Source organism: Ancylobacter gelatini (genome assembly GCF_022601675.1).
In the GTDB taxonomy this organism is placed as follows: domain Bacteria; phylum Pseudomonadota; class Alphaproteobacteria; order Rhizobiales; family Xanthobacteraceae; genus Ancylobacter; species Ancylobacter gelatini.
On the sequence record NZ_JAKVIL010000004.1, the window covers coordinates 320,325 to 346,714 of the forward strand.

The 26,390-nt window shown below is 68.2% G+C and carries 20 protein-coding genes and 1 pseudogene; 3 read left to right on the forward strand and 18 right to left on the reverse strand.

The genetic code is table 11. The features are described 5' to 3' along the window. Window positions 1–6: 6 nt before the first annotated feature. The 12 genes from urtC to recJ form a co-directional block, all read right to left on the reverse strand. On the reverse strand, window positions 7–1,161 hold the full coding sequence (gene urtC / locus MKI84_RS09840) for an urea ABC transporter permease subunit UrtC (RefSeq protein ID WP_241619045.1): 1,155 nt from the start codon (window positions 1,159–1,161) through the stop codon (window positions 7–9). Then, on the reverse strand, window positions 1,158–2,789 hold the full coding sequence (gene urtB, locus MKI84_RS09845; RefSeq protein WP_425353821.1) for an urea ABC transporter permease subunit UrtB: 1,632 nt from the start codon (window positions 2,787–2,789) through the stop codon (window positions 1,158–1,160). Before urtB ends, urtC begins: the two co-directional genes overlap by 4 nt. 161 nt (window positions 2,790–2,950) lie before the next feature. Further along, window positions 2,951–4,261, reverse strand: a complete 1,311-nt coding sequence (gene urtA / locus MKI84_RS09850) for an urea ABC transporter substrate-binding protein (protein WP_241619049.1) — start codon at window positions 4,259–4,261, stop codon at window positions 2,951–2,953. A gap of 254 nt (window positions 4,262–4,515) precedes the next feature. Next, complete coding sequence (locus MKI84_RS09855; RefSeq protein ID WP_241619051.1) at window positions 4,516–5,670, reverse strand: aminotransferase; 1,155 nt, start codon at window positions 5,668–5,670, stop codon at window positions 4,516–4,518. Window positions 5,671–5,753: 83 nt separating this feature from the next. Next, window positions 5,754–6,860 (reverse strand): DUF1513 domain-containing protein, encoded by a 1,107-nt coding sequence (locus MKI84_RS09860; RefSeq protein ID WP_241619054.1) that lies wholly within the window; start codon window positions 6,858–6,860, stop codon window positions 5,754–5,756. A gap of 8 nt (window positions 6,861–6,868) precedes the next feature. Further along, window positions 6,869–7,993 carry an imelysin family protein gene (locus tag MKI84_RS09865; RefSeq protein ID WP_241619055.1) on the reverse strand — a complete coding sequence of 375 codons (1,125 nt, stop codon included), beginning with the start codon at window positions 7,991–7,993 and terminating at the stop codon, window positions 6,869–6,871. Between the two features lie 13 nt (window positions 7,994–8,006). Continuing rightward, window positions 8,007–9,266, reverse strand: a complete 1,260-nt coding sequence (locus MKI84_RS09870) for a di-heme oxidoredictase family protein (protein WP_241619057.1) — start codon at window positions 9,264–9,266, stop codon at window positions 8,007–8,009. 89 nt (window positions 9,267–9,355) lie between these two features. Further along, window positions 9,356–10,807, reverse strand: coding sequence for a multicopper oxidase family protein (locus tag MKI84_RS09875; protein ID WP_241619059.1), 1,452 nt, complete (start codon window positions 10,805–10,807; stop codon window positions 9,356–9,358). A gap of 10 nt (window positions 10,808–10,817) precedes the next feature. After that, window positions 10,818–12,104, reverse strand: a complete 1,287-nt coding sequence (locus tag MKI84_RS09880; RefSeq protein WP_241619067.1) for an imelysin family protein — start codon at window positions 12,102–12,104, stop codon at window positions 10,818–10,820. A gap of 176 nt (window positions 12,105–12,280) precedes the next feature. Beyond that, a complete protein-coding gene (locus MKI84_RS09885; protein WP_241619085.1) occupies window positions 12,281–12,568 on the reverse strand; it encodes a hypothetical protein in 288 nt (95 codons plus the stop codon). Window positions 12,569–12,914: 346 nt separating this feature from the next. Continuing rightward, window positions 12,915–14,207 carry a BaiN/RdsA family NAD(P)/FAD-dependent oxidoreductase gene (locus MKI84_RS09890; protein WP_241619087.1) on the reverse strand — a complete coding sequence of 431 codons (1,293 nt, stop codon included), beginning with the start codon at window positions 14,205–14,207 and terminating at the stop codon, window positions 12,915–12,917. 94 nt (window positions 14,208–14,301) lie between these two features. Beyond that, the gene (gene recJ / locus MKI84_RS09895) at window positions 14,302–16,122 is read right to left on the reverse strand and encodes a single-stranded-DNA-specific exonuclease RecJ (protein WP_241619089.1); all 1,821 of its coding nucleotides are present in this window, start codon (window positions 16,120–16,122) and stop codon (window positions 14,302–14,304) included. A gap of 186 nt (window positions 16,123–16,308) precedes the next feature. On the opposite strand from recJ, the pseudogene MKI84_RS09900 reads away from it, so the two are divergent. Beyond that, window positions 16,309–17,672, forward strand: a pseudogene (locus tag MKI84_RS09900) (esterase-like activity of phytase family protein). 54 nt (window positions 17,673–17,726) lie between these two features. On the opposite strand, the gene MKI84_RS09905 reads toward MKI84_RS09900, so the two are convergent. Further along, window positions 17,727–18,596 (reverse strand): DMT family transporter, encoded by an 870-nt coding sequence (locus MKI84_RS09905; RefSeq protein WP_241619091.1) that lies wholly within the window; start codon window positions 18,594–18,596, stop codon window positions 17,727–17,729. Window positions 18,597–18,990: 394 nt separating this feature from the next. On the opposite strand from MKI84_RS09905, the gene MKI84_RS09910 reads away from it, so the two are divergent. Both MKI84_RS09910 and MKI84_RS09915 read left to right on the forward strand, forming a co-directional pair. After that, a complete protein-coding gene (locus MKI84_RS09910; RefSeq protein ID WP_241619093.1) occupies window positions 18,991–20,064 on the forward strand; it encodes a tartrate dehydrogenase in 1,074 nt (357 codons plus the stop codon). Between the two features lie 109 nt (window positions 20,065–20,173). Then, on the forward strand, window positions 20,174–20,863 hold the full coding sequence (locus MKI84_RS09915; protein WP_241619096.1) for an alpha/beta hydrolase: 690 nt from the start codon (window positions 20,174–20,176) through the stop codon (window positions 20,861–20,863). A gap of 79 nt (window positions 20,864–20,942) precedes the next feature. On the opposite strand, the gene MKI84_RS09920 is transcribed toward MKI84_RS09915, so the two are convergent. The 5 genes from MKI84_RS09920 to MKI84_RS09940 all read right to left on the reverse strand — a co-directional run bounded on the left by MKI84_RS09920 (window position 20,943) and on the right by MKI84_RS09940 (window position 25,418). Then, window positions 20,943–21,284 (reverse strand): hypothetical protein, encoded by a 342-nt coding sequence (locus tag MKI84_RS09920; RefSeq protein WP_241619099.1) that lies wholly within the window; start codon window positions 21,282–21,284, stop codon window positions 20,943–20,945. Window positions 21,285–21,334: 50 nt separating this feature from the next. Next, window positions 21,335–22,330, reverse strand: a complete 996-nt coding sequence (glpX, locus tag MKI84_RS09925; RefSeq protein ID WP_241619102.1) for a class II fructose-bisphosphatase — start codon at window positions 22,328–22,330, stop codon at window positions 21,335–21,337. An 11-nt stretch (window positions 22,331–22,341) separates the two neighbouring features. Further along, complete coding sequence (locus MKI84_RS09930) at window positions 22,342–23,661, reverse strand: homoserine dehydrogenase (RefSeq protein WP_241619105.1); 1,320 nt, start codon at window positions 23,659–23,661, stop codon at window positions 22,342–22,344. Window positions 23,662–23,724: 63 nt separating this feature from the next. Then, complete coding sequence (locus MKI84_RS09935; protein ID WP_241619107.1) at window positions 23,725–24,942, reverse strand: LL-diaminopimelate aminotransferase; 1,218 nt, start codon at window positions 24,940–24,942, stop codon at window positions 23,725–23,727. A gap of 137 nt (window positions 24,943–25,079) precedes the next feature. Beyond that, a complete protein-coding gene (locus MKI84_RS09940; protein WP_241619109.1) occupies window positions 25,080–25,418 on the reverse strand; it encodes a hypothetical protein in 339 nt (112 codons plus the stop codon). Window positions 25,419–26,390 lie beyond the last annotated feature (972 nt).

Sequence of the window (26,390 nt, forward strand, 5' to 3'; positions counted from 1 at the left end):
CCTCCCTCACTCCGCCGGCCGGGGCTCGGCGAGCGGCGGGGCCGCCTCGTCCGGCGGCGGACGGCGCTTCTCCCGCCACTCATAGAACGTGCCGACGATGCCCTTGGGCAGGAACAGCGTGACCGCGACGAACAGCCCGCCCAGCATGAACAACCAGTAGGGCGCCAGCAGGCCGGAGGTGAAATAGGTCTTGGCATAGTTCACCAGCACCGCCCCGAGCGCAGCGCCGACCAGCGTGCCACGCCCACCCACAGCCACCCAGACGATGATCTCGATCGAATTGGCCGGCGAGAATTCGGAGGGGTTGATGATGCCGACCTGCGGCACGTAGAGCGCGCCGGCAATGCCCGCCAGCATGGCCGAGACCACGAAGGCGACCAGCTTGTAGTTCTCCGCCCGGTAGCCGGTGAAGCGCACGCGCGTCTCGGCGTCGCGGATGGCGACCAGCACCTTGCCGAAATGCGAGCGCACCAGGAAGCGGCACAGCACATAGCCGCCCGCCAGCGCCAGCGCGGACAGCGCGAACAGCGTGGCGCGGGTGCCGTCGGACTGGATATTGAAGCCGAGAATATCCTTGAAGTCGGTCAGGCCGTTATTGCCGCCGAAGCCCATGTCGTTGCGGAAGAACGCCAGCAGCAGGGCGAAGGTCATGGCCTGGGTGATGATCGACAGGTACACGCCGGTGACGCGCGAGCGGAAGGCGAACCAGCCGAACACCAGCGCCAGCACGCCGGGGGCGAACAGCACCATCAGCGCGGCATAGGGGAACATATCGAAACCCCACCAGAACCAGGGCAGCTCCTTCCAGTTCAGGAACACCATGAAGTCCGGCAGCACGGGATCGCCATAGACGCCGCGCGTGCCGATCTGGCGCATCAGATACATGCCCATCGCGTAGCCGCCGAGCGCGAAGAAGGCGCCATGGCCGAGCGAGAGAATGCCGACATAGCCCCAGATCAGGTCCACCGAGAGCGCCAGCAGGGCGTAGGTGAGATATTTGCCCAGCAGCGAGACCACATAGGTCGGGATGTAGAACGGCGAATCCGGCGGCAGCAGCAGGTTCAGCGCCGGCACCAGCACGGCGACGCCGAGCGTGATGGCGAGGAAGATCTGGCCGCTGGTGCCGAGCAGGGCCGGCGGGCGGGTGTCGAGCGTGCTCATGATTCGATCGCCCTCCCCTTGAGAGCGAAGAGGCCGCGCGGCCGCTTCTGGATGAACAGAATGACGATGACCAGCAGCGCGATCTTGCCCAGCACGGCGCCGGCATAAGGCTCCAGCAGCTTGTTGGCGATGCCGAGCGACATGGCGCCGACCAGCGTGCCCCAGAGATTGCCCACGCCGCCGAACACCACGACGAGGAAGCTGTCGATGATGTAGCTCTGGCCGAGATTGGGCGACACGTTGTCGATCTGGCTGAGCGCCACCCCGGCGATGCCGGCGATGCCGGAGCCGAGGCCGAAGGTCATGGCGTCCACCCAGTTGGTGCGGATGCCCATCGAGGCCGCCATGCGCCGGTTCTGCGTGACCGCGCGCATTTCCAGCCCGATGCGGGTGAGCCGCAGCACGCCGAGCAGCGCGACAAAGACGAGGAAGGCGAAGATCACGATCCAGAGCCGGCCATAGGTGATGGCGAGATGGCCGAGGTCGAAGGTGCCGGACATCCAGCTCGGCGCGCCAACCTCGCGGTTGGTCGGTCCGAACGCGGTGCGGATCGCCTGCTGGATGATCAGCGAGATACCCCAGGTGGCCAGCAGCGTTTCAAGCGCGCGGCCATAGAGGAAGCGGATCACGGTGCGCTCGATCAGCACCCCGATGAGGCCGGTGAACAGGAAGGCCACGGGAATGGCGATCAGCAGCGAGGCATCGAACAGAGCGGGGTTATAGGTGCGGATCAGTTCCTGCACCACGAAGGTGGTGTAGGCGCCGAGCATCACCATCTCGCCATGGGCCATGTTGATGACGCCCATCACGCCGAAGGTGATGGCAAGGCCGATGGCGGCAAGCAGCAGCACCGAACCCAGCGAGACACCGTACCAGACATTCTGTGCGGCGCCCCAGATGGCGAGATTGCGCTCGATCCCGGCAATGGCGTCGGCGGCGGCCTGCTTCACCTCGGGGGCCGCGCTGTCGGGCACGCTGCGCAGGATGGCGAGAGCGTCCTGGTTGCCTTCAGCGCCCACCAGTTCCACGGCGGCGATGCGTTCGGCCGGCGTGATGCCTTCCTTGGCGATGACGATCGAAGCGCGCGCCAGCGTCATGGCGGTCTTCACGCGCGGGTCGGTTTCCTTGGCGAGCGCGGTCTCCAGCGCCGGGAGCGCCGCCTCGTCGCGGGAGCGGCCGACCGCCTGCGCGGCGTCGAGGCGCTTGGCAGCGTCCGGGCTCACCAGCGAGAGAGCGCCGTTGGCGGCCTCGATCGCGCGGCGGATGCGGTTGTTGACGCGCACCGGCTTTACCGCCGGGGCGTCCGCCACCGGCTGGAGCGTCACCGGGTCGAGCAGCGCCCCCGCCGCGTTGCGGATGAAGACCTGTCGGGTCGACGGGCTGAAGACGAGATTGCCGTCGGCGAGTGCGGAGACGATGCCGGCGGCGGCGGGACTGCCGCTGAGCGCCAGCTCACCAAGCGCAGCTTCCGTGTTGCCATAATTGTCGGTGGCGATCTGGCCGAGCGGCCCGCTCAGGTCCTGCGCCTGGGCACGATCCGCGCCCGGCAGGCAGAAGGAGGCAACCGATAGCAGAAAGGCCAGCGCGCAGCAGAAGCTACGAAATCGAGCGATGGTGGTCATCGTCATCCGTCGATGTGGCGCGTGGAAAAGGCCGGAGTCGGTCCGGCGGCGATGAGGAGGCGGACAGCCGCCTTCCCGGCACGCGTCGTCGCGTGAAGGGGAACCGGCCACCTTCGGGACTGCCCGGGGGCGGCCGGTTCGATCAAGCGTCAGGCGTCAGCCCGGCATCAGTTGCCGGCGCCGCCGCACTTGCCGGTCTTCACGTTGAAGTTGCCGCAGTTCATCGGCGAACGCCAATCGGAGATCAGGTCCTTGGAGCCTTCGAGGTGGGGCGACCACTCTTCGGCGACGATCAGGCCCGGGGTCTGGGACACGACGTCGAACTGGCCGTCATCCTTGATTTCGCCGATCAGCACCGGCTTGGTGATGTGGTGGTTCGGCATCATCGCCGAGAAGCCGCCGGTGAGGTTCGGAACGGCCACGCCGATCAGCGCCGGGATCACGACGTCCGGATCGGTGGTGCCGGCCTTCTCGACCGCCTTGACCCACATGTTGAAGCCGATGACGGTGGCTTCCATCGGGTCGTTGGTCACGCGCTTGTCGTTCTTGATGAACGCGCGCCACTTCTCGATGAACGCCTTGTTCTCCGGCACGTCGACCGACTGGAAGTAGTTCCACGCGGCGAGGTGGCCGACCAGCGGCTTGGTGTCGATACCGGCGAGTTCTTCCTCACCCACCGAGAACGCCACGACCGGGATGTCGGTCGCCTTGATGCCCTGGTTGCCGAGTTCCTTGTAGAACGGGACGTTGGCGTCGCCGTTGATGGTCGACACGACGGCGGTCTTCTTGCCGGCCGAGCCGAACTTCTTGATGTCGGCGACGATAGTCTGCCAGTCCGAATGACCGAACGGCGTGTAATTGATCATGATGTCCTCGGCGGCGACGCCCTTGGACTTCAGGTAGGCTTCGAGAATCTTGTTGGTGGTGCGCGGGTACACGTAGTCGGTACCGGCGAGCACCCAGCGCTTCACGCCTTCGTTTTCCATCAGGTAGTCGACGGCGGGAATCGCCTGCTGGTTCGGGGCCGCGCCGGTGTAGAACACGTTGCGCTCGCTCTCCTCGCCCTCGTACTGGACCGGATAGAACAGGATGCCGTTCAGCTCCTTGAACACCGGGAGCACGGACTTGCGGGAGACCGAGGTCCAGCAGCCGAACACGACCGCGACCTTTTCCTTCTCCAGAAGCTCACGCGCCTTCTCGGCGAAGAGCGGCCAGTTCGACGCGGGGTCGACGACTACGGCCTCAAGCTTCTTGCCGAGCACGCCGCCGGCGTCATTCTGCTCCTTTACCATGAACAGCACGGTGTCCTTCAGCGTGGTCTCGCTGATGGCCATGGTGCCGGAGAGGGAGTGCAGCACCCCGACCTTGATGGTGTCCTGGGCATTCGCCGGTACCGCGGAACCGGCAATCGCCAGCGCGGTCGCGCCCAACAGTGCGCGGCCGGCCACGCGCCGCGCATGGGTGAACAGGTTCGACATTTTATTTCCCTTCTGGAGTACGCACGCAGGACCCCCGTCCGCGTGCCGAAGGGGGAGGTGTGCAACGCCCGTGCCAACACAGGGAGTCTCGGGCTGGGGCGGCTCGTCACCGCGGCGCCCCACGACCAAAGAACAATATGCCGAAATTCGCGCCATATGCTCAGAGATTGTACGCTGACGCGGGATCGTCCGGTTTCGGCCGCGATGTTGGCATACAAACTAATGCTGCCTGCCTGCGAATGGCGGTTTCTGCCTCAAACCTGAACAGCGGCCCGCGCCAGCCGGTCGATCGCGGCGTCCAGCGTGCCGTCCGTTTTGGCGAAGCAGAAGCGCACCACGCTTTCCACACGGTCCTGCGCATAGAAGGCGGAGACCGGGATCGCCGCCACGCGGTCGCGCTCCACCATCTGCCGGCACAAGGCCTCGTCCTTCAGGTTGATGCCCTGCGCGTCGAGATCGACATTGAGGAAGTAGGTGCCGGATGACGGCAGAACCCGCATGCCGATCCGCGTCAGGCCCGCACTCAGCCGGTCACGCGAGCGCTGCAACCCGGCGCGCATGCCGAGGAACCAGTCGCGCTCCTTGCCTAGCCCATAGGCCACGGCCACCTGCAGCGCGGGCGGCGTGGTGAAGGTGAGGAACTGGTGGGCCTTGGAGAGCACCTGCATCAGCTCCGGCGCCGCGCAGACGAAGCCGACCTTCCAGCCGGTCATGCCGAAAATCTTTCCGGCCGAGCCGATCTTCACCGCGCGCTCGCGCATGCCGGGAAGCGCCAGCACGCTGGTGTGCTCAAGCCCATCGAACACGACATGCTCCCACACCTCGTCGCTGACCAGCACGGCGTCGTGGCGCACGCAGAAGCCCGCCAGCAGTTCCAGTTCCTGCCGGTCGAACACGCGGCCGGTCGGGTTGTGCGGGTTATTGAACAGCACCAGCTTGGTGCGCGGCGAGAAGGCCTCCGCCAGCGCGGCCTCGGTGATGCGCCAGGCCGGCGGCACGAGGCGCACGAGGCGCGGAATGCCGCCGGCACGCTGCACCAGCGGCAGATAGGCGTCATAGAGCGGCTGGAACAGCACCACCTCGTCGCCCGGCTCGATCAGCGCCAGCAGCGCGCCGGCCAACGCCTCGGTCGCGCCGGAGGTCACCATCACCTCGCGCTCGGGATCGAGGTCGAGCCCCTGCCACAGGGCGTAATGGTCGGCCACCGCGCGGCGCAGCTCCGGCAGCCCCATCATCGGCGGATACTGGTTCCAGCCGTTCAGCACCGCCTCGGCCGCCTTTTCGCGCACGTCGCGCGGGCCGGGATCGTCCGGAAAACCCTGCCCGAGATTGACCGCCTCATGCTCGCGCGCGAGCCGCGACATGGTTTCAAACACGGTGGTGGGCAACGAGGCGAACAGGCGGTTCATTTACAGGAAACCTGAGTATTTAAAATCGAACGACGGTCATAGCCTGTTCTTATCCTCCTGCCCCCGGCAAAAGGAAAGAGCCCCTACCCTGCCAGCACCGCGTGATTGTCGAAACGCGGCCCGCCCGAGCGCCGCGCGACGACACCGACGCCCTCGCCGTCGGTCGCGATCAGCACCACCTCGCCGAGCCCGCTGGTGGCGAGGAACTGGCCCGGCTCTCGCGTCGGCGCGAGGCCGCAGCCGTCGACCAGCGGGATCGAGCCGAGGAAACGCCCATCGGCCTTCCACAGCATCACCCGGTTGCCGCGCGGGCTGGCGGCGGCGACAAAGGCGCCCGAACGGTCATAGGCGACCGAACCGACATAGGTGCGCAGACCGCGCCATTCCGCGTCCGGCGCGTCGAAGGCGCGCAGCCTTTCGCCCTCCACCGCATAGACCAGCGGGCGGGCGATCTCATCGGCGATCAAATCCTGCGCGGCGACGACCACCTGCCCCGTCGGCCCGGCCGCGAGATGGCGCAGCGACAGCGAGGACAGATCGTCCGAAAGCTCGGCCACCGCGCGCAGCCGGCCGGTCTGCGCGTCGAGCAGCGCGATGCTGGCGCCGGCAACCTCGGCACCGATGGCCTCGGGCGTGTGCGGCTCGATACCGCCATTGGCCACCACCAAAGCGCCGCCCGACGGCAGCATGTCGTGCGGGCCGATGCCCGAGGACGCCCATTCGGCGACGATGGCAAACCCGGCCTCGACGTCGCGCAGCGAGACGACGCCATCGCCGCCCGGCACCTCGATCTCCACCGCCAGAAAGCGCTGTCCGCCCTCGATGAAGCGGCCATGGCCGGAGAACACCCGCCCCTCGCCCGGCTCGAAGGTCGCGAGCACCGTGCCGTGCCGGCGGTCGAACAGCAATGCCGTCGTGCCGGGCCGGCGGGCCACCGCGATCGCGGTGGCCCCGTCCGGGCTCGGCTCCACCCAATGCAGCCGCTGCATGCCGGCGCCGACCTGCGTCGCGCCGTAATCGGGCGACAGCACGACCGGCGCGAAACCGTCGGCCACGCCGGCGGTCGCCAGCCACTCGACCTCCAGCAGATGGTCCTGCGCGTGGGCGGTGCCGAACAGCACGCGCGGCGCGCTCGCGAGGCTGCCGACGGCGGCGAGAAGCGAGCGGCGGGAGAGGTCAAAGAGGCCCATGACCCGCCTCAATCGCCATCGAGCGCGTTGAAGCCCAGCGGCACGCCGAGGCCGGAGGCCAGCGGATCGGCGACCTTGGCCTGCGCGGCCTTGAAGGTCGCGGCCGCGCTCTCCAGCGCCTTGCGGCCCTGCGGTGTGGTGGCGGCCGTGCCAATATCATCGGGCAGAGCTTGCGCGGCCTTGGCCGCAGCGTCGGTGGCGGCTGCAATCACGGCCTGCCCCTTGGCGTCGATGCCCTTGGCCAGCAGCAAAGCGAGGTCGTCGGCGCTGGTGATCATTGCGGCGATGGTCGCCTTCGACAGGCCGCTGCGCCGCCGGTCCGCGATCAGCGGCCTGGCCTCGTCGGGCGACTTGCCGAGCACCGCCAGCAGCCGCTGGTCCACGACGCGCTGATAGGCACCGGCAAGGTCGGTCACGATCTGGCTGAGCAGCGCGGACGGATCGGGGAAGAACACCGGGTCGCTCTTTCCGGCGAGAAGTTGGGCCAGCAGGCCGCTCGTGCGATCGCCCCAGCCTTGCCGGATCTCGCCCGCCATGGTGTCGAGATTGCCGGCGACCGCGAGACCGATCCCGCAGCGCCGTGTCGCTTCCGGCCCGGCGAGCAGCGCGTCGGCCGCGCCTTCTTCATAAAGCAGGCGCTCCAGTGCCGGCAGGCCCTGCGCGGCGGCGCTGAGCCGCCCGAAACGCTCCGGCTGCAGCCGTTCGTCGGTCGGGTCGGCGATCAGTTCGGCCAGCGAGCGACCGATGGCGTTGCGCCGCTCGGGGAACAGGTTGAAACGATCCGGGCGGAGCGACAGCGTGACCGGGCCGAAGGTGATGAACTCGACCGAGGCCCAGGCATTCGACGTCGCCGCGAACCGCTGCTTCAGCTCTGCCAGCCCGGCGGCGGAAGGGCCGGCGCAGAAGCGGGCCCAAGCGTCCTTCTGCGCGGTGGTCGCGGCATGGAGCGCGTCATAGCGCGGCAGCAGCCATTGCTCGACCACCTCAGGGGCGGCGATCGGCGCGGCGTGGGCCCGGACGCTGAAAAACTGCGCCACCAGCGTGGCCGCCGTAGCGACCGCCGGCACGCCCAGCGCGGTCTGCCCGATCTGCGAGGCGAGCGCCAGAGCCATGGCGAGGGGGGAGCGGGACATGATCGGCCTCGGATCAGAGGGAAGAAACATAGTCGAGCAGGGCGCGGCGCTGGCGCGCGCTCAACTCGTCAAAACGGTCACGGGCGCGGGCGGCCTCGCCGCCGTGCCACCTCACCGCCTGCGCGACATCGGCCGCCCGGCCATCATGCAGCAGGCCGGCGCCGCGCGCGAGGCCGCGCGACAGGCCCGCCAGTGGCGCGGTGCGCCATTCGCCCGCGCCCGCCCCCGGCACGCCGACCGGATCGGCGAGGCCCTCGCCCATGTCGTGCAGCAGCACATCCGTGAACAGCGCCACTGTTCCGCCGTCGCGCAATTGCAGTTCCGGACGATGACAGGTGGCGCAACCGGTGGAAGCGAACAGCCGGGCGCCATGCGCGTCAGCCTCGGTCGAAGGCAGCTTCAACCCGGCGAGATAGGCAACGATGCGCTGGACGATGGCGTCGCCTATTTCCGGCGCGCCCTCGGCGTCGCGGCCATGGGGCGCGTTGCGGCAGCCCGTCTGCGCCTCGCTACAGTCGCCCCAGGGCTCCGGGCGCTCGGGGGTGGAAAGGCCAAGGTCGAGCGAAAAGGCTTCGGCGGTCTGGCTCGCCAGCGTGGCATGGCTCGCCTTCCAGCCGAAACGACCGATGGCCGAGCCGCCTTCGGCATGGTCCAGCCGCCGCGCACGGCCCCGCACGCCGTCGCCGTCGCGGTCATCCGGGTCCTCCAGCGCGAGGATCGTGGCGTCGTCCACCTGCTCCAGCAGGCCACGTCCGCGCAACTCCGGGGCGGCACGCAGCGAGATGAAGGTGGCGGGGTCCAGCGGCCCATATCCGGCATTCTCGATGCGCGGCACGCGGCGTCCCTGCTCGACGGCGACCGCGATCTCGCCTTCCGCCGGCACGCCGGGCAGAGTCATGGTTTCCATCCGACGGCCATAGACCGGATCGGCCGCGCCATCCTCCCGGATCAGCGACAGCACCAGACCAAGCCCTTCCGGCCGGCCGGCCTCGTCCAGCGCCGTGGCCCCGCGCCCGGCACCCGCCGGGTGGCAGGCCGAGCAGGAGCGGGCGTCGAACAGCGGGCCGAGCCCATCATTGGCGCGGGTGGAACTGGGCGCGGGCACCCAGGGCCGTTCAAACAGGGCCTTGCCGATCGCGCGGTCGAGCCCGGCCTCCCCGGCCTGGGCGGGCGGCGCGAGAACGGCGAGACCCGACAGGACGCCGCCCGCGAGCGCGAGCCATGCCAGGCCTCTCCGCCACAGGGGGAAGCCGGCCGCGCGGCTTCCGGGCAAGGGCGAGCGCGGCGTGGCAGGCCGGCGCGACCTCGCCCCGCCCCCTCGAGGAGAGGAAGTATGCCACGCGATCGGGTCGGAGGGCGCCATCACACCACCCGGAAATAGCCCATCATCCCGGTCTCCATATGCTCCAGGATGTGGCAGTGGAACACCCAGTCCCCCGGCGCGGCGACGAAGGCGATCTCCACCGCCTCCCCCGGCTGCACCAGCACGGTGTCCGCCAGATGACGCGGCAGCCGGTCGAGACTGGAGGAGAGCACCTCGAAGGCATGGCCGTGGAGGTGGACGGGATGCGGAAAGCGCGTTTCGTTCTTGATCTCGACGCGGTAGCTGGCATCGGCCCTCATGGTCGCGAGCGGCGGCGGCACGCTGCGGCGCTCACCGGTGGGCCAGCTATCCTGATTGATGCCCCAATAGGTGGTGGAGCCAACGCACAGGCTGTCGAGCAGGGCCTTCGCCAGCGGATCGTCCGGGGGGAGACTGAGTTCCTTCACCGCGCTGTCGGTCGCCTGCTGCAGCGTGAAGGAATGGCGTGTCGCCTTTTTGAGGTCGGCGCGCGGAATGGCGGCCTTGGGCAGGGCATAGGCCGGCTTGCCGCGCTTCACCCGGCCCTGCGCGGTGAGCGTGGCGAAGCTGTAGATGTCGGCGGCGCGATAATCGCCGATCGTCACTGTGGAGCCATCCGCCGGCATGCGCAAAGCGAGGTCTATGCGCTGGGCCGGACCCATGCGCCAGACGCCATCCGGCAGCGAATCCAGGCTCACGGGCGGCAAGGCATGGCCGTCGACCGCGATCAGCATCGCCTCCGCGCCCTCGACGCCGATATCCATGATGCGGGTCGAATCGACGTTCAGGATGCGCAGCCGCACATCTCCACCCGCCGGGGCCGACAATTCGAGCGCGGCCACGCCGTTCACCGAGCGCGTGGCGCCGAAGGTGCCGGCCTTCGAGGCGCCGTCCGGCTCGGACAGATCGAGGAAGCTGCCGTCCTGCGCGAGGCGCCAGTCCTTCAGCGACAGCACATGCTCGGCGTCGAATGTGGGATCGCGCGGGTCCTCGACGACCAGCACGCCGACCAGCCCGCGCCCGGCCTGCCCGGTCTCGTCGCAATGGGGATGGAAGAAGAAGGTGCCGGGATCGTCCAGCGGGATGCGGTAGACGAAGCGACCGCCGGGCTGAATCAGCGGCTGGGTGATGGTCGGCACGCCATCATATTCGTTCGGCATGCGGATGCCGTGGAAATGCACGGTCGAGCCCTCATCGAGCCCGTTCTCGAAGGTGGCCTCAAGCCGCGTGCCGCGCGGCAGGCGCAATTCCTGAAAAGGGATTCCGTCATAGGCATAAATGCGCGTGGCGGGTCGGTCGGCGCCGAGCAGGCGGAAATCCATCTCGCCGGAGGCCAGCGTCAGAGTCTTCGTCGGCACGAAGGCGGCCGGCGTGCGGGCGACACTGACACGCGAAGGGGCCAGTGCCGCCCCCGCGCCCAGTGCCGCCGCGCCAAGAAAGGCGCGGCGCGAGAGTGTCGCGCCGCCGCTCATCGCTGCGGGCTCACTGGCCGACCTTGGAAGGATCGTCCAGGCTGTCGGAGCCTTCGACCTTGATCTTCAGCTTGAGCGCGGAGACCACGCCCTCGATGGCGCGGGTCTGGGCAACGAGGGAATCGACGCCCTTCTGCACCAGCGCGTTGCCCTCGACATTGCCTTCGCCGATCTGCTGGTCATAGGCCTGCTTGCCGCTGTCGGCCTCGTCCTTGATCGCCTTGAGCGCGGCCAGCGCGGCGTCGATCTTGGCTTCCGCCTCGTCATTCGCCTTGGGCGCCAGAGCGGCGGCATAGGCGGCGATGGACGGCCCCTCGACCACCGACCCGTCGACGCGGGTGTACGTGCCGCGATAGATGGAGGCGATGCCCAGCTCGTCATAATAATGCGAGTTGTGGGTGTTGTCGGAGAAGCAGTCATGCTCCTCCTCGGGGTCGTGCAGGATCAGACCGAGCTTCATGCGCTCGCCCGCCAGTTCGCCATAGGAGAGCGAGCCGAGGCCGGTGAGGATGGTGCCGAGCGCGGCCTTGCCCTTCTGGTCCAGCACCGCCTTGCGGGCCTTGCCCTTCGGCCCCCACCACTTGGTCATGTCGGTGAGGTCGGTCACCAGCAGGTCGGTCGCGGCCTTGAGATAGGCGGCGCGGCGCTCGCAGTTGCCGCCGGTGCAGTTCGAGGTCGAGTAATCGGTCGCGGGGCGCTTGCCGGCGCCCGGTCCGGTGCCGTTCAGGTCCTGACCCCAGAGCAGGAATTCAATGGCGTGATAGCCAATGGCGACATTGGATTCGACGCCGCCCGCCTCCTGAAGGCTGTCCAGCAGCTTCGGGGTGATCTTGGTGGTGTCGATGGTTTTCTTGCCGACGCGCACCTTGGTATTGGCGATGATGTTCGCGGTATAGAGGGGGTTCTCGTCCGACGTATCGCCATAGCTCTTGTCGACGTAATCGATGAGGCCTTCGTCGAGCGGCCAGGCGTTCACGCGGCCTTCCCAGTCATCGACGATGGCATTGCCGAAGCGGAAGCCCTCGGTCTGCTGGTAGGGCACGCGGGCGGCCTTCCAGGCGGCCTTGGCGGTGCCGAGATTGGCCTCGGTGGGTTCGGCGATGAAGGCGTTGACCGCAGTCTGGAGCGCCTTGGCGGTCGTCAGGCTGTCGCCATACATCGCCTCGGCGATATTGGCGTAGGTGACGGCAATGTCCTTGGGCTTCGGCGCGGTATCGGCATGCGCCGGGGCGGCGGCGACCGCGCCCAGCGCGAGGGCCGCGAGCAGCGGCGCGGCGAATGTCATTCGGGCTCGCATGGATGTCTCCTCCGGGCGCCTCCGCGGCACCCCCTAGCGAAGCATTCCTACGCCACGGAACGAAACACCTGCAAGTCTTCGATCTTACTTTAGAATGTTTATACAGTGAATGCTACGCTGCGTCATGTCGGCTATTGATCAGCATCAAGGCGAATACTTTAGGATGTGGGCCGGGTTCACGAAGCAGGATTCGCCAGCGTGGCCAGCGCCTCTTGCAGATCCTCGTCCGTTACGCTGGCGAGCGGGCGCAGCACCTTGGCGGCCTCGGTCTTGCGGCCGGGACGCATCACCAGCACCACCGTCTCGGCACCGCCGCAGGCCGGATCGCCGCAGGCGATTTCAGTGATCGACAAGGTGGTTTCCTCGCCGACGCCGAGAATCTCCCGGGCTTTCCGCGCAAGCTCGCGCGCCGCATCGGGCGCCGCCTCGCTGCCCTGCCCCCGGCGAAAGAATAGCCGTGCCATACTTCAATCCTCGTTCGCGCCGCGTGGACCTCGTTCGCGCCGCGCGGGCCGCTTCGTGCAGCAGCTAAGCGCGCGGCGCGTCCGGCGCAAGCCGCCACGACGGCGGGCAGATTTATCCAAGTAAATTCAAACCGCCTTCTTTAGAACTATAATAACAATTAAAGATAGGCATTGTGATACTGAGCGTGACGGAGTATTCATCTTCACGAAGTTGATGACCACGGCGAAATCCGGGCGTCATCGACTGCCTGACAGGTTCGCGAGACCGTTTTCCCGGCTGGTCTCGTGATCCCGCGCGGGACGGCGGCACGCGCTCCCTCAGCCGTCGTCCCGCGCTTTCAGGCCCTCAGTCGGCATCGCCCGCGTGCCACGGCCCGGTCCATGGCGTCGGCTCCGCTAGCCCGAGATGGCGCAGCGCGCCACATGCCGCCGCATAGCCGGTGGCGAAACAGCCCTGAAGCAGATAGCCGCCGGTCGGCGCCTCCCAATCAAGCATTTCGCCGGCTATGAACTGGCCTGACCGTGCGGTCAGCATCAAGTCCGGCCCCAGCGCGGAGCGGGCAACGCCGCCGGCCGACGAAATGGCGCGTTCCAGCCCGGCGAGCCCTTCGACCGCAAGAGGCACCGCCTTGATCCGCATGGCCAGCGCCTTCGGCTCGGAGGGCAGGTCCAGGCCGGCCTCGCGCAGCAGCGAAGCCGCGGCGGGCGAGAGCGCGGCGGCCTTGCGCAGCCGGTTGGCCATGGATTCGCCTTTTCGCGTCGCCGCGAGCCGGGCCACGAGTTCCGCCTCGCCCAGATCGGGGCGCAGGTCGACGGTGAGCCGTGCGGCACCGTCCCACTCCGCCTCCTCGCGCAGCCGGGCGGAGAGCTCGTAGACCGCGCCGCCCTCCAGCCCCGCTTCGGTAATCATCGCCTCGCCGCGCGCACGCACGCCGCCGGCCGTCAGCGCGATGCGCTTGAGCGGCTGGCCGGCATGGCGGGCGCGGAAAAAGTCGCTCCAGACAATGCGCGCGCCGCTATTGGACGGGCGCAGCGGGGCCACGCTCACGCCGGCTTCGCGGAACGGCGCGACCCAGCTTCCATCACCGCCGAGCCGCGGCCAGCTCGCCCCACCCAGCGCGAAAATCGCGGCGTCGGCCGCAACCACATGCTCGCCCTGCGGGGTCGAGAAACGCAGCGCACCCTCCGGCGTCCAGCCGCGCCAGTCGTGCCGCGTTTCCAGCGTCACGCCGAGTTCGCCGAGCCGGCCAAGCCAGGTGCGCAGAAGCGGGGAGGCCTTGAAGCTTTTGGGAAACACCCGGCCGCTGGTGCCGATGAAGGTCGCCTCGCCGAGCCGCTCAGCCAGCGCGCGCAGTCGCGCCGGCGGATAGACGTCGAGCATCGGTGCCAGCCAGTCGCGCGCGGCGCCATAGCGGGCGAGGAAGCTCTCGCGCGGTTCCGAATGCGTGAGGTTCAGCCCGCCCCGACCGGCGATGAGGAACTTGCGCGCGGGCGAGGCCATGCGCTCATACAGGCTCACCCGGCAACCGGCCTCGGCGAGCACCTGCGCGGCGATGAGGCCGGCAGGGCCGGCGCCGACAATGGCGACCGACGGGCCGGTGGAAGCGAAAGTCGAGTCGTCTCCGGTGCTTGCGGTCACGGCTTCACATCCTGATTCCGGGCGGTCTCGATTTGAGGCGGCGATTCAACGCGCCGCCATACTGATTCAGCTGTGGCGCACATGTGGTTGATGCTCAAGCCTGATCCGGGTCGGCGACGTCGCTGATGCGCAGGCTGGCCTGCGAGCGGCCCTGCCAGCTGTCGATGTCGAGCGTACCGGCCACATGCATCTGCCGGCCCCGCGCGTCCAGCAGCGCCTGCCCGAGCGGGGCGTTGGCGGCGCGGAAGGCGACGGCGTTGAGCGTCGCGCCGTCCGAGCCGCGCAGTCGCACCCGCACCTGATCGGCGCTTCCGGTTTCCGCGAACACGATGCGATGGGCGGGAAAGGCGAACACCGGCTGCGGGTTTCCCGCGCCATAAGGGCCGGCGCGCTCCACCATCTCGATCAGTTCCGGCGTCGCCCCGCCGGCCGACAGCGCGCCGTCGATCGCCAGTTCGTCCACCGCGCGGGCGACATCCACCGCACTGGAGAGCACCTCCTCCAGATAGGCGCGCAGATCACCCAGCCGCTCGCGCTCAATGGTCAGTCCCGCCGCCATGGCGTGGCCGCCGCCCTTCACCAGCAGGCCGCGCTCCACCGCGCCGCGCACGGCGCGCCCGACATCGACGCCGGGGATGGAGCGCGCCGAGCCCGCTCCCGTGGTGCCGGTGAAGGCGATGGCGAAGGCCGGGCGGCCGAACTTCTCCTTCAGCCGCGCCGCCACCAGCCCGACCACGCCGGGATGCCAGCCCTGCCCGCTGGAGAGGATCACCGCCCCCTCCCCCGACAGCCCAAGCGCGGCGTCTGCCTCAGCCTCGGCCTGCGCCACGATGGCGCGTTCCACCTGCTGGCGCTCGGCATTGAGCCGGTCGAGTTCCACCGCCAGCGCAGCCGCCTCGATCGGGTCCTGGCACAGCAGCAGCCGGGCCCCGAGCGCGGCATCGCCGATGCGGCCGCCGGCATTGATGCGCGGGCCGAGCAGGAAGCCGAGATGCCACGCCTTGGGCGGGCCGGAAAGCCGGGCCGCGTCCATCAGCGCGGTCAGCCCCGGTCGCTGGCGCTTGCGGAGCTGGATCAGCCCCTTGGTGACATAGGCGCGGTTCAGGCCGATCAACGGCACCACGTCCGCCACCGTGCCGAGCGCCACCATGTCGAGCGCGGCAAGGAGGTCGGGTTCCGGGCGCGAGGGGTTCCACCAGCCGCGCCGGCGCAGCTCGCGCACCAGACCGACCGCGACGACGAACACCAGCCCCACCGCGCAAAGGTGGCCAAGGCCTGAGAGATCGTCCGCCCGGTTCGGGTTCACCAGCGCCGCGACCTGCGGCAGCTCTTCGCCGGTCTGGTGATGGTCGATCACCACCACGTCGAGCCCGATCTCATGAGCGCGGGCAAAGGGCTCGAAGCTGGCGGTGCCGCAATCCACCGTCACCAGCAGCGTCGCGCCATTGGCGGCCAGCGCCTCGATGGCGGGGATGTTCGGGCCATAGCCCTCGAATATGCGGTCCGGGATATGGAAGGCGGGATCCAGCCCCCCGGCGCGCAGCACCTCCACCAGCAGCGCGGTCGACGTCGCGCCGTCGACATCATAGTCGCCGAACACCGCCACCTGTTCGCCCGTCACCACCGCGTCGGCGAGCCGGGCGACGCAAGGCTCCATGTCGGTGAGCGTATCGGGATCGGGCAGCAGGCGCTTGATGGTCGGGTCGAGCCAGGCCTCCACCTCGTCTATGCCGACGCCACGCCCGGCAAGCACGCGCGCCAGCAACTCCGGCACACCATGGCGCTGGACGATGGCCATGGTCGCCTGCGCGCCGCGCACGTCGAGGCGCTCGCGCCAGAACCGGCCGATCACCGAACGGGCGACGCCGAGAAACGGCCGGGGTGCCGGGGCGGCGGTGGGAAGAACGAGACTCATGGGGAGAGATAAGCCTTAAGCCCGCCCCCGCGTCGAGCCCGGCGGCAGGAGATGCCGGCACATTCCGCGCCCGGAGGCCGGGGAGACGTCATTCAGCGGTCATCGAAACGTAGCGCAACGGACACGGGTGACGGTCAGGAAAGCCGCGTCGACCGCCCGGTCGATCGTCGACAAGGAGAACCGCTCATGTCTCGCACCCGCCTGCTCGCCAGCGCCGCGCTCGCGCTGATCGCTCTCAGCACCGGCGCGATTGCCGACCAGACCTTTCCGGCGACGCTCGCCGGCCATGCCGTGCTGCCCGCGGCCAGCTTCATCGAGATGCCGGCCGACGCGCCCGAGGACCTGAAGACCTGAAGACCTCCGGCAAGTTCACCACCGGCACCCGCGTCGAGGCGATCGGCTCGGTGATGGGCAAGTCCGCCGGGCGCCCCACGGGCGTGGCGCTGCCGTTCAAGGGCCAGCCGCGCCAGGGCCATTCCGGGATCAAGACCATGCCGGACGGCTCGTTCTGGATCATCACGGATAACGGCATGGGCTCGAAGGCCAACAGCCCGGATTCGGCGCTCTACCTCAACCGCTACGCCATCGACTGGAAGACCGGCAGCTTCACCCCGCTGGAGACCGTGTTCCTTACCGATCCCGACAGGAAGGTGCCGTTCCGCATCGTTCATGAAGGCACGGAAAAGCGCTATCTCACCGGCGCGGATTTCGACCTCGAGAGCTTCCAGATCATCGACGGGAACTTCTGGATCGGCGAGGAATTCGGCCCCTATCTGATCAAGGCCGACATGAGCGGCAAGGTGCTCGGCATGTTCGAGACCGTCGCCGGGGAGATGCCGGTGCGCTCGCCCGATCATTATGCCGTCGCCTCGGCCGGCGCGCCGAACGCCCCCGCCAGCTTCAATGCCCGCCGTTCCAAGGGGTATGAGGGCATGGCCGCCTCCAAGGACGGCAGGTTCCTCTACGCGCTGCTGGAGGGCCCGCTCTGGGACGCCGACAAGAAGGATTGGCAGAAGACCGCCGACGGGCGCGAATTCCTGCCCATCCTCGAATTCGACGTGGCCGCGCAGAAATGGACCGGCCGCATGTGGCAGTACGTGCTGGAGCGGAACGGCCTTGCCATCGGCGATTTCAACATGATCGACGCCACCACCGGCCTGATCATCGAGCGCGACAATGGTGAAGGCACCGCCGACAAGGCGTGCGCCGCGGGCACCAAGGGGCCGGACTGCTTCCACGACCTCGCGAAGTTCAAGCGCGTCTACAAGATCGAGATGACCGACGCCAATGCCGGCGGCCCGGTGCGCAAGATCGGCCATATCGACCTGATGAAGATCGCCGATCCCGACAAGCTGGCCCGTAAGCCGCTCAATGACGGCGTGCTCACCTTCCCGTTCTTCACCATCGAGAATGTCGATGTGGTCGACGCCACCCATATCTTGGTCGGCAACGACAACAACCTGCCGTTCTCGTCCTCGCGCGATCCGGCGAAGGCGGACGACAACGAGATGGTGCTGCTGGAAGTCGGCGATTTCCTGAAGGCGAAGTGAGGCCTCAACCGATGCACAAGCTCCCCGGGCGCGCGTCCGGGGAGCCCCGCGGTCTCAGGCGGTGTCGGGCAATGTCGGCGCGGTCACGGGCCGGCGCAGGATCAAGGCGACGCCGACCAGCATCACCAGTGCCCCGGCGATTTTCACCGGCGAGGGCGCATCGCCGAGCAGCACGATGCCCAGCAGCACCGTCAGCAGCGGGTTGAGCATCGAGAACGGCACCACTGAATTGATCGGGTAGCGCTGCAGCAGCCAGTACCAGATCCCATAGGCGACGATCGACGAGGCGATCGCGCTGTAGATCACCGCGATCCAGCCCCAGGGACTGGCGTAATTCGCGGTGAACCAGCGCTCGCCCTCCAGCAGCCAGGAGGCCGTGAGCACCTGCGGCACCGCGAACAGCGACGACCAGCCCATCATCGTCATGGGCGAGATGCCGGGAATCGACTTGATGATGAGATTGGTCACCGCCCAGGCCGTGGCGCTGATCATCAGCAGCGCGAAAGGCAGCGGCGACGGCATGGTCGGCCCGACCGCCAGCACCGCGATTCCCGCGACCGAGACCGCGAGCCCCAGCAGCCGCATCGGCCCCAGCCGCTCCTTGAGCACGAAGCAGGCGAGAACGGTGGCGATCGGCGCGCCGAGCTGGATGAGGATCGCGCTCGTGCCCGCCTCCGCACGCTCCAGCGCGAGGAACAGCACGCCGAAATGCAGGGTGCCGAAGGTGACGGACACCAGCACCACGCCTTTCCACTGGTCGCGCCGGATGCGGGTGAACGGCACCAAAAGCGCCGCCACCAGCGTGAAGCGCAGCGCGCTCATCAGGATCGGCGGGATATCCGCGACCCCGAGCTTGATGACGATCACGTTGAGCGCCCAGAACAGGACGACCAGCAAGGCGAGAAGCTTGAACCGGAAAGGCATGTCGGACCGCAAGGAAAGGCCCCGCCGCCGGAAGCGGTGGACGGGCCGGGAAGACTGTCGGGGAAGACGTCCTCCGCCGAATAGACCCGATCCCCGTCCCTGCATAGGACGATCATCCCCCGCGCGGTGCGCCGCGGCTGTGCCGTGGCGGCGACGACACGGCGCACCGAGGTGCAGGGGCACGATATCCTGGCTGGTAAAGGGCGCGAAAAGCGGGAGCCACCCTGCGACGTAGAAGTTGCGGGACATAGCGCAGCCGTCTCTTGCGGCTCGTGGATGACATCGCGACGGTTGACCGCGTGAAGAGCCGCCTTGCCGATGCCGGCGCGCGGCTGGAAAGTGGGTCGGCCGCCCTGCGTGACGCGCAGGCTGGACACCAATGAGGAGACGACACATGCGCACGTACCGCATTGCGGTGATCCCCGGCGACGGCATTGGCAACGAGGTGGTGCCGGAAGGCCAGAAGGTGCTGGAGGCGGCCGCCCGGCGCGCGGGGTTCGCTCTGGAGTGGCAGCATTACGACTGGTCGTGCGAGCGCTTCGCCAAGACCGGATCGATGATGCCCGCCGACGGGCTCGACCAGATCCGTCACACGGATGCGATCTATCTCGGCGCCGTCGGCTTTCCCGGTGTGCCGGACCATGTGTCGCTGTGGGGCCTGCTGATCCCGATCCGCCGCAGCTTCCACCAGTACATCAACCTGCGCCCGGTGAAGCTGCTCAAGGGCGTGGAGAGCCCGCTCAAGGGCCGCGAGGCCGGCGACATCGATTTCTATGTCGTGCGCGAGAACAATGAGGGCGAATATTCATCCATCGGCGGCCGGCTGTTCGAGGGTGCGCCGGAAGAATTGGTGATGCAGCAGTCCATCTTCACCCGCCGCGGCTGCGACCGCGTGATGCGCTACGCCTTCGAGCTGGCCGGCACGCGCAAGAAGCACGTCACCTCCGCCACCAAGTCGAATGGCATCAGCCACACCATGCCCTATTGGGATGAGCGCTTCGCCGCCATGGCGGCGCAATATCCCGACTTCCGGACCGACCATTTCCACATCGATATCCTGACCGCGCATTTCGTGCGCAATCCGGATTGGTTCGACGTGGTGGTCGGCTCCAACCTGTTCGGCGACATCCTCTCCGATCTTGGTCCGGCCATTGTCGGCTCGATCGGCATCGCGCCGGGAGGCAACATCAATCCCGAGCGGGATTATCCGTCGATGTTCGAGCCCGTGCACGGCTCGGCGCCGGATATTGCCGGCAAGGGGCTGGCGAATCCGATCGGCCAGATCTGGTCCGGCGCGATGATGCTGCGCCACCTCGGCGAGGAGAAAGCCGCGCTCGCCATCGAGGAGGTCATCGAGGAGGTGCTGGCCGAGCGCATCTGCCTCACCCGCGACCTCGGCGGCACCGCCTCGACGACGGAAGCCGGCGACGCCATCGCCGCCGCCGTGGCTGGACGCGACATCGGGTAGTCGACCATCAAGGCGAGGCGCGGGACGGTCGCACGCCCCGCGCCTTTGCTGGCGCATGGGGACGCTGAGGGGCGTTTTCTTTTTCGATCGCTGTTCTATGGTGCGCGCCATGCACGATCTCTCGCTCCTCGGCCGCCTCGCCTTCCGCCACACGCCCCCCACCAAGCCCGCCTTGCCGCCCGGCCGGCACGATCTCGGCCTGTTCGAGACACGCGACTATGCGCTGGTCGTGCCCGAGGGTATCGACCCGGCGCGGCCGACGCCGTTCGTCACGCTGTTTCATGGCGGGGGCGGCAGCGCAGAGAAGATCATGCCGATCCTGCGCCGGCATGCCGAAGAGCGCGGCTTTCTGCTGCTGGTGCCGCAATCGCTGCTGCCGACCTGGGACATCGTGATCGCCGGCAACGGTCCGGACCGCGAGCGGCTCGACATCGGCCTCGCCGAGGTCGCCTCGCGCTTCACGCTCGACCCCGCCCGCTTCGCCTTTGCCGGCCATTCCGACGGCGGCAGCTATTCGCTGTCCACCGGGCTCAGCAACGGACACGTCGTCACCCATATCCTCGCCTTCTCCGCCGGGTTCATGACCGTGCTGGCGCAGGAGGGCTCGCCCAAGGTGTTCATCGCCCACGGGCAGAACGACACCCAGACCCCGATCGCGACCGCCGGCCGCTCCCACGCCGCCAAACTGCGCGCGGCGGGCTATGAGCTCACCTATGTCGAGCACCCCGGCCCGCACGCCTCGCAGCCGGCGATGGTGCAACTCGGCGTCGATTACTTCCTGAGCCATCCCGGGCTCTGACCGCGGCAAACAAAAAGGCCGGCGCGATGGCCGGCCTTTCGTTGGTGCAGAGACGCGCGCCGAAGCGCGCAAAGACGTCTCAGCTCAGCGGCTTGACGCCCTTGGCGATCTCGGCCACGTCCGCGTCGATCTTGGCGAGGGTCGAGGCGAACGCCTCCGGGCTGTCCTTCAGCGCCTTCTTGATGTCCGACGCCCAGGTCGGGTGGCGCAGGGTGAAGGTGGTGGTGGCCGACGAGCCATACTTCTTCGACAGGTACATGTTGACCTTGAACGGCACCGGCTCGGAAGCCATGTAGCTGGTGGTCGGGTGCTCGGCGACGAAGCTCTTATAGGCTTCGGCGACCTCGCCGTACTTGCCGGCTTCGATCAGGGCGGTGTTGCTCTCGATCAGCGCGACGAGGGCGGCATCTCCGGTGAACATGGCGTCTTTCCTTCCCGTGGGTTGAGCGGCGAAACGGCCGAGGGCGCGCCTCAGCCGAGGTGGAACTTCGACAGGTCGCGGTGCTCGGCCTCGATCCAGCGTACCGTCCCGGTCGCCGAGCGCATGACGACGGTGTGGGTCTTCACCACGCCCTTCTCGTACTTCACGCCCTTCAGCAGGTTGCCGGTGGTCACGCCGGTGGCGGAGAACAGGCAGTCGCCGCGCACCATGTCATGGATGGTGTAGATCTTCTTGGGGTCGGAGACGCCCATCTTCTTGGCGCGCTCGCGCTTCTCCTCGGTGTCGAGGATGAGGCGGGTGTACATCTCGCCGCCAATGCAGCGCAGCGCCGCCGCAGCCAGCACGCCCTCGGGCGCGCCACCGGTACCCATATAGATGTCGATGCCGGTCTCGTCGGGGTTGGCGGTGTGGATCACGCCGGCCACGTCGCCGTCCGTGATGAGCTGCACCGAGGCGCCGGTCTTGCGTACCGCCTCGATAATGGCGGCATGGCGGGGGCGATCGAGGATCAGCGCGGAAATCTCGTGCGGCTTCACGCCCTTCGCCTTGGCGAGGGAGTGGATGTTGTCCGCCGGCGAGCCGTCGATGTCGATGGTGCCCTTCGGGTAGCCGGGACCGATCGCGATCTTGTCCATGTAGACGTCGGGCGCATAGAGCATGGTGCCGCCCTCGGCCATCGCCATGGTGGCGATCGAGCCGGGCATGTTCTTGGCGCAGAGCGTGGTGCCCTCCAGCGGATCGACGGCGATGTCGACGGCCGGACCCTTGCCGCTGCCGAGTTCCTCGCCGATGAACAGCATCGGGGCCTCGTCGCGCTCGCCTTCGCCGATCACGATGCGGCCGGCGATCGGCAGCCGGTTCAGCTCGCGGCGCATGGCGTCCACCGCCGCCTTGTCCGCCGCCTTTTCATCGCCGCGCCCGCGCAGCGCCGCCGATGCCACCGCCGCGCGTTCCGTCACGCGCACCAGCTCAAGCGTCAGAATGCGCTCCAGCAACTGATCGGGTTTGACCGTAATTTCCGCCATCGTCCCTGCCCTCAATCCTTCTCGATACGTATAACCTGCGGGGGCGAGGCGATCACACCATCGATCTCGATGGCGGCGATCGCACGGCGCACCGCGTCTTCCGTCGTCGCATAGGTGATCAACACCACCGGCGCGGGGTCTTCCGCGCTGTCGGCCCGATCCCCGCCATGCGGCCGGCCACGCCGGTGCTGCATTATGGACTCAAGAGAAATATTCTGCTCGGCCATATGGCGGGCAATCGCTGCCGCCGTTCCGGGCCGATCGACCGCGGCGAGACGGATATAATACCCACCTTCATGACGCTGGATTGCGGGCTTGCCCGCCGGCCGCAAATTGACCGCCGGCCAGCCGAAAACCGCGCGAGGCCGCGCCGTCGCAAGGTCGCACAGGTCGCCAACCACGGCGGACGCCGTGGCGTCGCCGCCCGCGCCGGGGCCGACCAGCGTCAGCGCAACCGCGTCGCCGTCCACCGCCACCGCATTGGTGACGCCGGAGACCTGCGCGATTGGCCAATGTTTAGGCACCATGGTCGGGTGAACCCGCAGTTCCACCGCCTCGCCGGAACGCGCGGCGACGCCCAAAAGCTTGATTCGATAGCCGAGTTCGTCGGCGGCATCGAGATCGGCAAGGGTGATGGAGCGGATGCCCTCGACATGGATCGCCTCGGGGTCCGGCTGCACGCCAAAGGCGAGGCTGGCCAGCAGCGCGAGCTTGTGAGCGGTGTCGAAGCCGTCGACGTCGAAGGTCGGGTCAGCCTCGGCATAGCCGAGCTGCTGAGCCTGGTCGAGGCAGCTCTCGAAGGAGAGGCCCTCATCCTTCATGCGGGTGAGGATGTAGTTGCAGGTGCCGTTGAGAATGCCCGAAACCCGCTCGACGCGGTTACCGAGCAGCGCCTCGCGCAGCGTTTTGACAATCGGAATGCCACCGGCCACCGCTGCCTCGAAGGCGATGCCGACGCCCTTCGCCTCCGCCGCGCGGGCCAGCGCGACGCCGTGATGGGCGAGCAACGCCTTGTTGGCGGTGGCGACGTCATGGCCGGCCTCGATAGCGGCCTCGACAGCCGCCTTCGCGATGCCGTCCGAGCCGCCGATCAGCTCGACGAAGACGTCGATGTCAGGATCGCGGGCAAGGGCGAGCGCATCGTCGAACCAGCGCACGCCGGAAAGGTCGCAGTCGCGATTGCGGTTACGGTCGCGTGCGCTGACCGCCACCACCTCGACCTTGCGGCCGGTGCGCGTGGCGATGTCATCCTTGCGGCGGGCCAGCATACGCACGACACCCGCACCGACCGTACCGAGGCCGGCGATGCCAATTCTGAGCGGCGGCGCCATGAGTAATGTCCGAACACAACAGAAAGCAGGAAACGGCACGGGCCCGGACGCAGATCCGAGCCGTCAGCGTACCGCGGCGAGAGGGACGACGTTGTGCAATGTTTCGGCGCCGGTTTCAAGGAAGCGCCGGACACTGCGCGCCGCCTGCCGGATCCGCTGCTCGTTCTCCACAAGCGCGATACGCACATATTCGTCGCCATGCTCGCCGAAGCCAACGCCCGGCGCCACCGCGACATCCGCCTTCTCGATCAGCAGCTTGGCGAATTCCACGCTGCCAAGCGCGCGGAACTTCTCCGGGATCGGCACCCAGGCGAACATCGAGGCGCTCGGCGAGGGAATGTCCCAGCCGGCCTTGCCGAAACTGTCGATCAGCACGTCGCGGCGCTTCTTGTAGACCCCGCGCATCTCGGCGATGCAGTCCTGCGGGCCGTTCAGCGCCGCGGCGGCCGCAACCTGGATCGGGGTATAGGCGCCGTAGTCGAGATAGGACTTCACCCGCGCCAGTGCGGCGATCAGGCGCTCATTTCCGACCGCGAAGCCCATGCGCCAGCCGGCCATGGAGAAGGTCTTCGACATCGAGGTGAACTCGACGGTGACATCCATCGCGCCCGGCACCTGCAGCACGGAGGGCGGCGGGTTGTCGTCGAAATACACTTCGGAATAGGCGAGGTCGGACAGCACGATCAGGTCGTGCTTCTTCGCGAAGGCCACAACATCGCGGTAGAAATCGAGATCGGCGACGCACGCGGTCGGGTTGGATGGGTAGCACAACACCAGCGCCAGCGGCGAGGGAATCGAATGCACCACCGCGCGCTCCAGCGCGTGGAAGAACTCGGGGCCGGGCTCGCAGGGCACGGAGCGGATCGCCGCGCCCGCCATCAGGAAGCCGAAAGCGTGGATCGGGTAGGACGGGTTCGGCACCAGGATCACGTCGCCGGGCGCGGTGATCGCCTGCGCCATGTTGGCGAAGCCTTCCTTCGAGCCGAGCGTCGCCACGACCTGCGTGTCGGGGTTCAGCTTCACGCCGAAGCGGCGCTCATAATAGGCCGCCTGCGCGCGGCGCAGGCCGGGAATACCCTTGGACGCCGAATAGCGATCGGTGTGGGGCTTGCCGATGGTGTCCTTGAGCTTCTCGATGACGTGCACGGGGGCATCCAGATCGGGATTGCCCATGCCGAGGTCCACGATGTCGGCGCCGGCGTTTCGGGCGGCGGCCTTCACGCGGTTGACCTGCTCGAACACATAAGGCGGCAGCCGGCGGATACGGTGGAAATCGGTCATCGGTCTCAAGCTCCAAGCCGCCTCTTTTCCTCACGAGGTCGGCGCATCGGGCGCTTCATATCATTGTTCGCGCGCCCGCACAGCGAGGGATCTCAGTCTAAAGTGGCAGCAGCGTGGCCCTGCGGTATTATGCGGCGCTACTGCCCAGCGCTGCCGTCATCCGGCTCGCTGTCCTGCTCGATCTCCTTGAGCAGTTGCTGCTCGCGCTGTGTGGCGAGGGTTTCGAGGTCGGTCTGCATCTTCGAGCGCGCGGCGGCGTCCATCACCGGGCGATCGCCGATCTGCGCGGGCGCGCCGAAGGTGGGATAGGCGGGCTTGGGGGCGTTGGGATCGGTCGTGGTCTTGCCCTCCTCCGGCCATCGGGTCACGTCCGGCAGCAGCGAATCGGCAACACCGGCGCAGCCGCCGAGCACAAGGCTGGCGGCCAGCAGTGCCGCCGCCGGCAGCACGCGCGGGTGCGTCTGAAGGCGGATCAAAGGGCGCGTCCAAGCGTCGCGCGCCGGTTCCAGGTCGCCATGTCTCGCCACGTCCGTCCTTCCACACTTGGCTCGTGCAGGATGCCGGAACGGGAGAAAGGCTCGCTACTCCCGAACGGCACGTCTATGATGCCTTCACCTATGAACGCACGCACCCTTGGGGACAAGCGTTGAGTGACCGAGACCCGACACGGCAGACCGTCCGGCGCGCCGCCAAAGTCAGCAAGAGCCCCGACCCGCGCGTTGCCGGCCTCCCCGCCAACGCACCGCAGGAAACCGGCAGGAACACGGCGAGCGTCGCGCCCTCCCCCGAATCATCGGCCACATCGGCCACGTCATCGGCGAAATCGGCCAAGCCTTCGGTGAAGCCGGCAAGATCGTCGGTGAAGCCGGCGCGTCCGGCCGCCAAGGCGGATGCTCCCCCGACAGTTGCTGCGGCCAAGGCCGTCGCAGCCAAGACCGTCGTCGCCAAGACCGCCGTCGCTCCTGCGAAGATGGCCGCCGAACCGGCCTCCGCTCCGCCATCGCGCACCCGAGGGCGCAAGCTCGCCCCGGTCGACGCGGCCCGGCCTGCCGCCAGCAAGGTGTCCGCGGCCCGCATCGCCGCCGCCAAGCAAGCTCTGGCCAAGGCCAAGGCCGCGCTGCCCCATGAACCGGAGCGGCCGGCCGGTCCGCGCGCGGCGAAGGTGAAGGCGAAGGCAGGCTCCGAGATGCCCGCCGCTCCCGCGCCGGCAACGCCCGAGACGGCGAAACCGAAGACCGCGAAATCGAAGACGGCCTCCACCAAGCCCGCCGCCCGTAGATCCGCCGCCGGCTCTGCCGGTGTCAGCACGGCGGCCGCCAAGCCTGCTCCCGTCAAGCCCGCTGCCGCGCCTCCGGCCTCCGCCATGCCGAAGGCGCCCTCCCCCGAAATGCTTGTGGCGCCGGCACCCAGGCAAGCCCCCTCCCCGGCGGTAGCCGCGCCCGCCGCGA

Coding starts and splice junctions, on each gene's coding strand:
- MKI84_RS09880 (WP_241619067.1), bottom strand. CDS start 12,104: ATGCGAGCCCGAATGACATTCGCCGCGCCGCTGCTCGCGGCCCTCGCG.
- MKI84_RS09910 (WP_241619093.1), top strand. CDS start 18,991: ATGCGCACGTACCGCATTGCGGTGATCCCCGGCGACGGCATTGGCAAC.
- urtC (WP_241619045.1), bottom strand. CDS start 1,161: ATGAGCACGCTCGACACCCGCCCGCCGGCCCTGCTCGGCACCAGCGGC.
- MKI84_RS09915 (WP_241619096.1), top strand. CDS start 20,174: ATGCACGATCTCTCGCTCCTCGGCCGCCTCGCCTTCCGCCACACGCCC.
- glpX (WP_241619102.1), bottom strand. CDS start 22,330: ATGGCGGAAATTACGGTCAAACCCGATCAGTTGCTGGAGCGCATTCTG.
- MKI84_RS09930 (WP_241619105.1), bottom strand. CDS start 23,661: ATGGCGCCGCCGCTCAGAATTGGCATCGCCGGCCTCGGTACGGTCGGT.
- urtB (WP_425353821.1), bottom strand. CDS start 2,789: ATGACGATGACCACCATCGCTCGATTTCGTAGCTTCTGCTGCGCGCTG.
- MKI84_RS09885 (WP_241619085.1), bottom strand. CDS start 12,568: ATGGCACGGCTATTCTTTCGCCGGGGGCAGGGCAGCGAGGCGGCGCCC.
- MKI84_RS09905 (WP_241619091.1), bottom strand. CDS start 18,596: ATGCCTTTCCGGTTCAAGCTTCTCGCCTTGCTGGTCGTCCTGTTCTGG.
- urtA (WP_241619049.1), bottom strand. CDS start 4,261: ATGTCGAACCTGTTCACCCATGCGCGGCGCGTGGCCGGCCGCGCACTG.
- MKI84_RS09860 (WP_241619054.1), bottom strand. CDS start 6,860: ATGGGCCTCTTTGACCTCTCCCGCCGCTCGCTTCTCGCCGCCGTCGGC.
- recJ (WP_241619089.1), bottom strand. CDS start 16,122: ATGAGTCTCGTTCTTCCCACCGCCGCCCCGGCACCCCGGCCGTTTCTC.
- MKI84_RS09935 (WP_241619107.1), bottom strand. CDS start 24,942: ATGACCGATTTCCACCGTATCCGCCGGCTGCCGCCTTATGTGTTCGAG.
- MKI84_RS09875 (WP_241619059.1), bottom strand. CDS start 10,807: ATGAGCGGCGGCGCGACACTCTCGCGCCGCGCCTTTCTTGGCGCGGCG.
- MKI84_RS09855 (WP_241619051.1), bottom strand. CDS start 5,670: ATGAACCGCCTGTTCGCCTCGTTGCCCACCACCGTGTTTGAAACCATG.
- MKI84_RS09865 (WP_241619055.1), bottom strand. CDS start 7,993: ATGTCCCGCTCCCCCCTCGCCATGGCTCTGGCGCTCGCCTCGCAGATC.
- MKI84_RS09920 (WP_241619099.1), bottom strand. CDS start 21,284: ATGTTCACCGGAGATGCCGCCCTCGTCGCGCTGATCGAGAGCAACACC.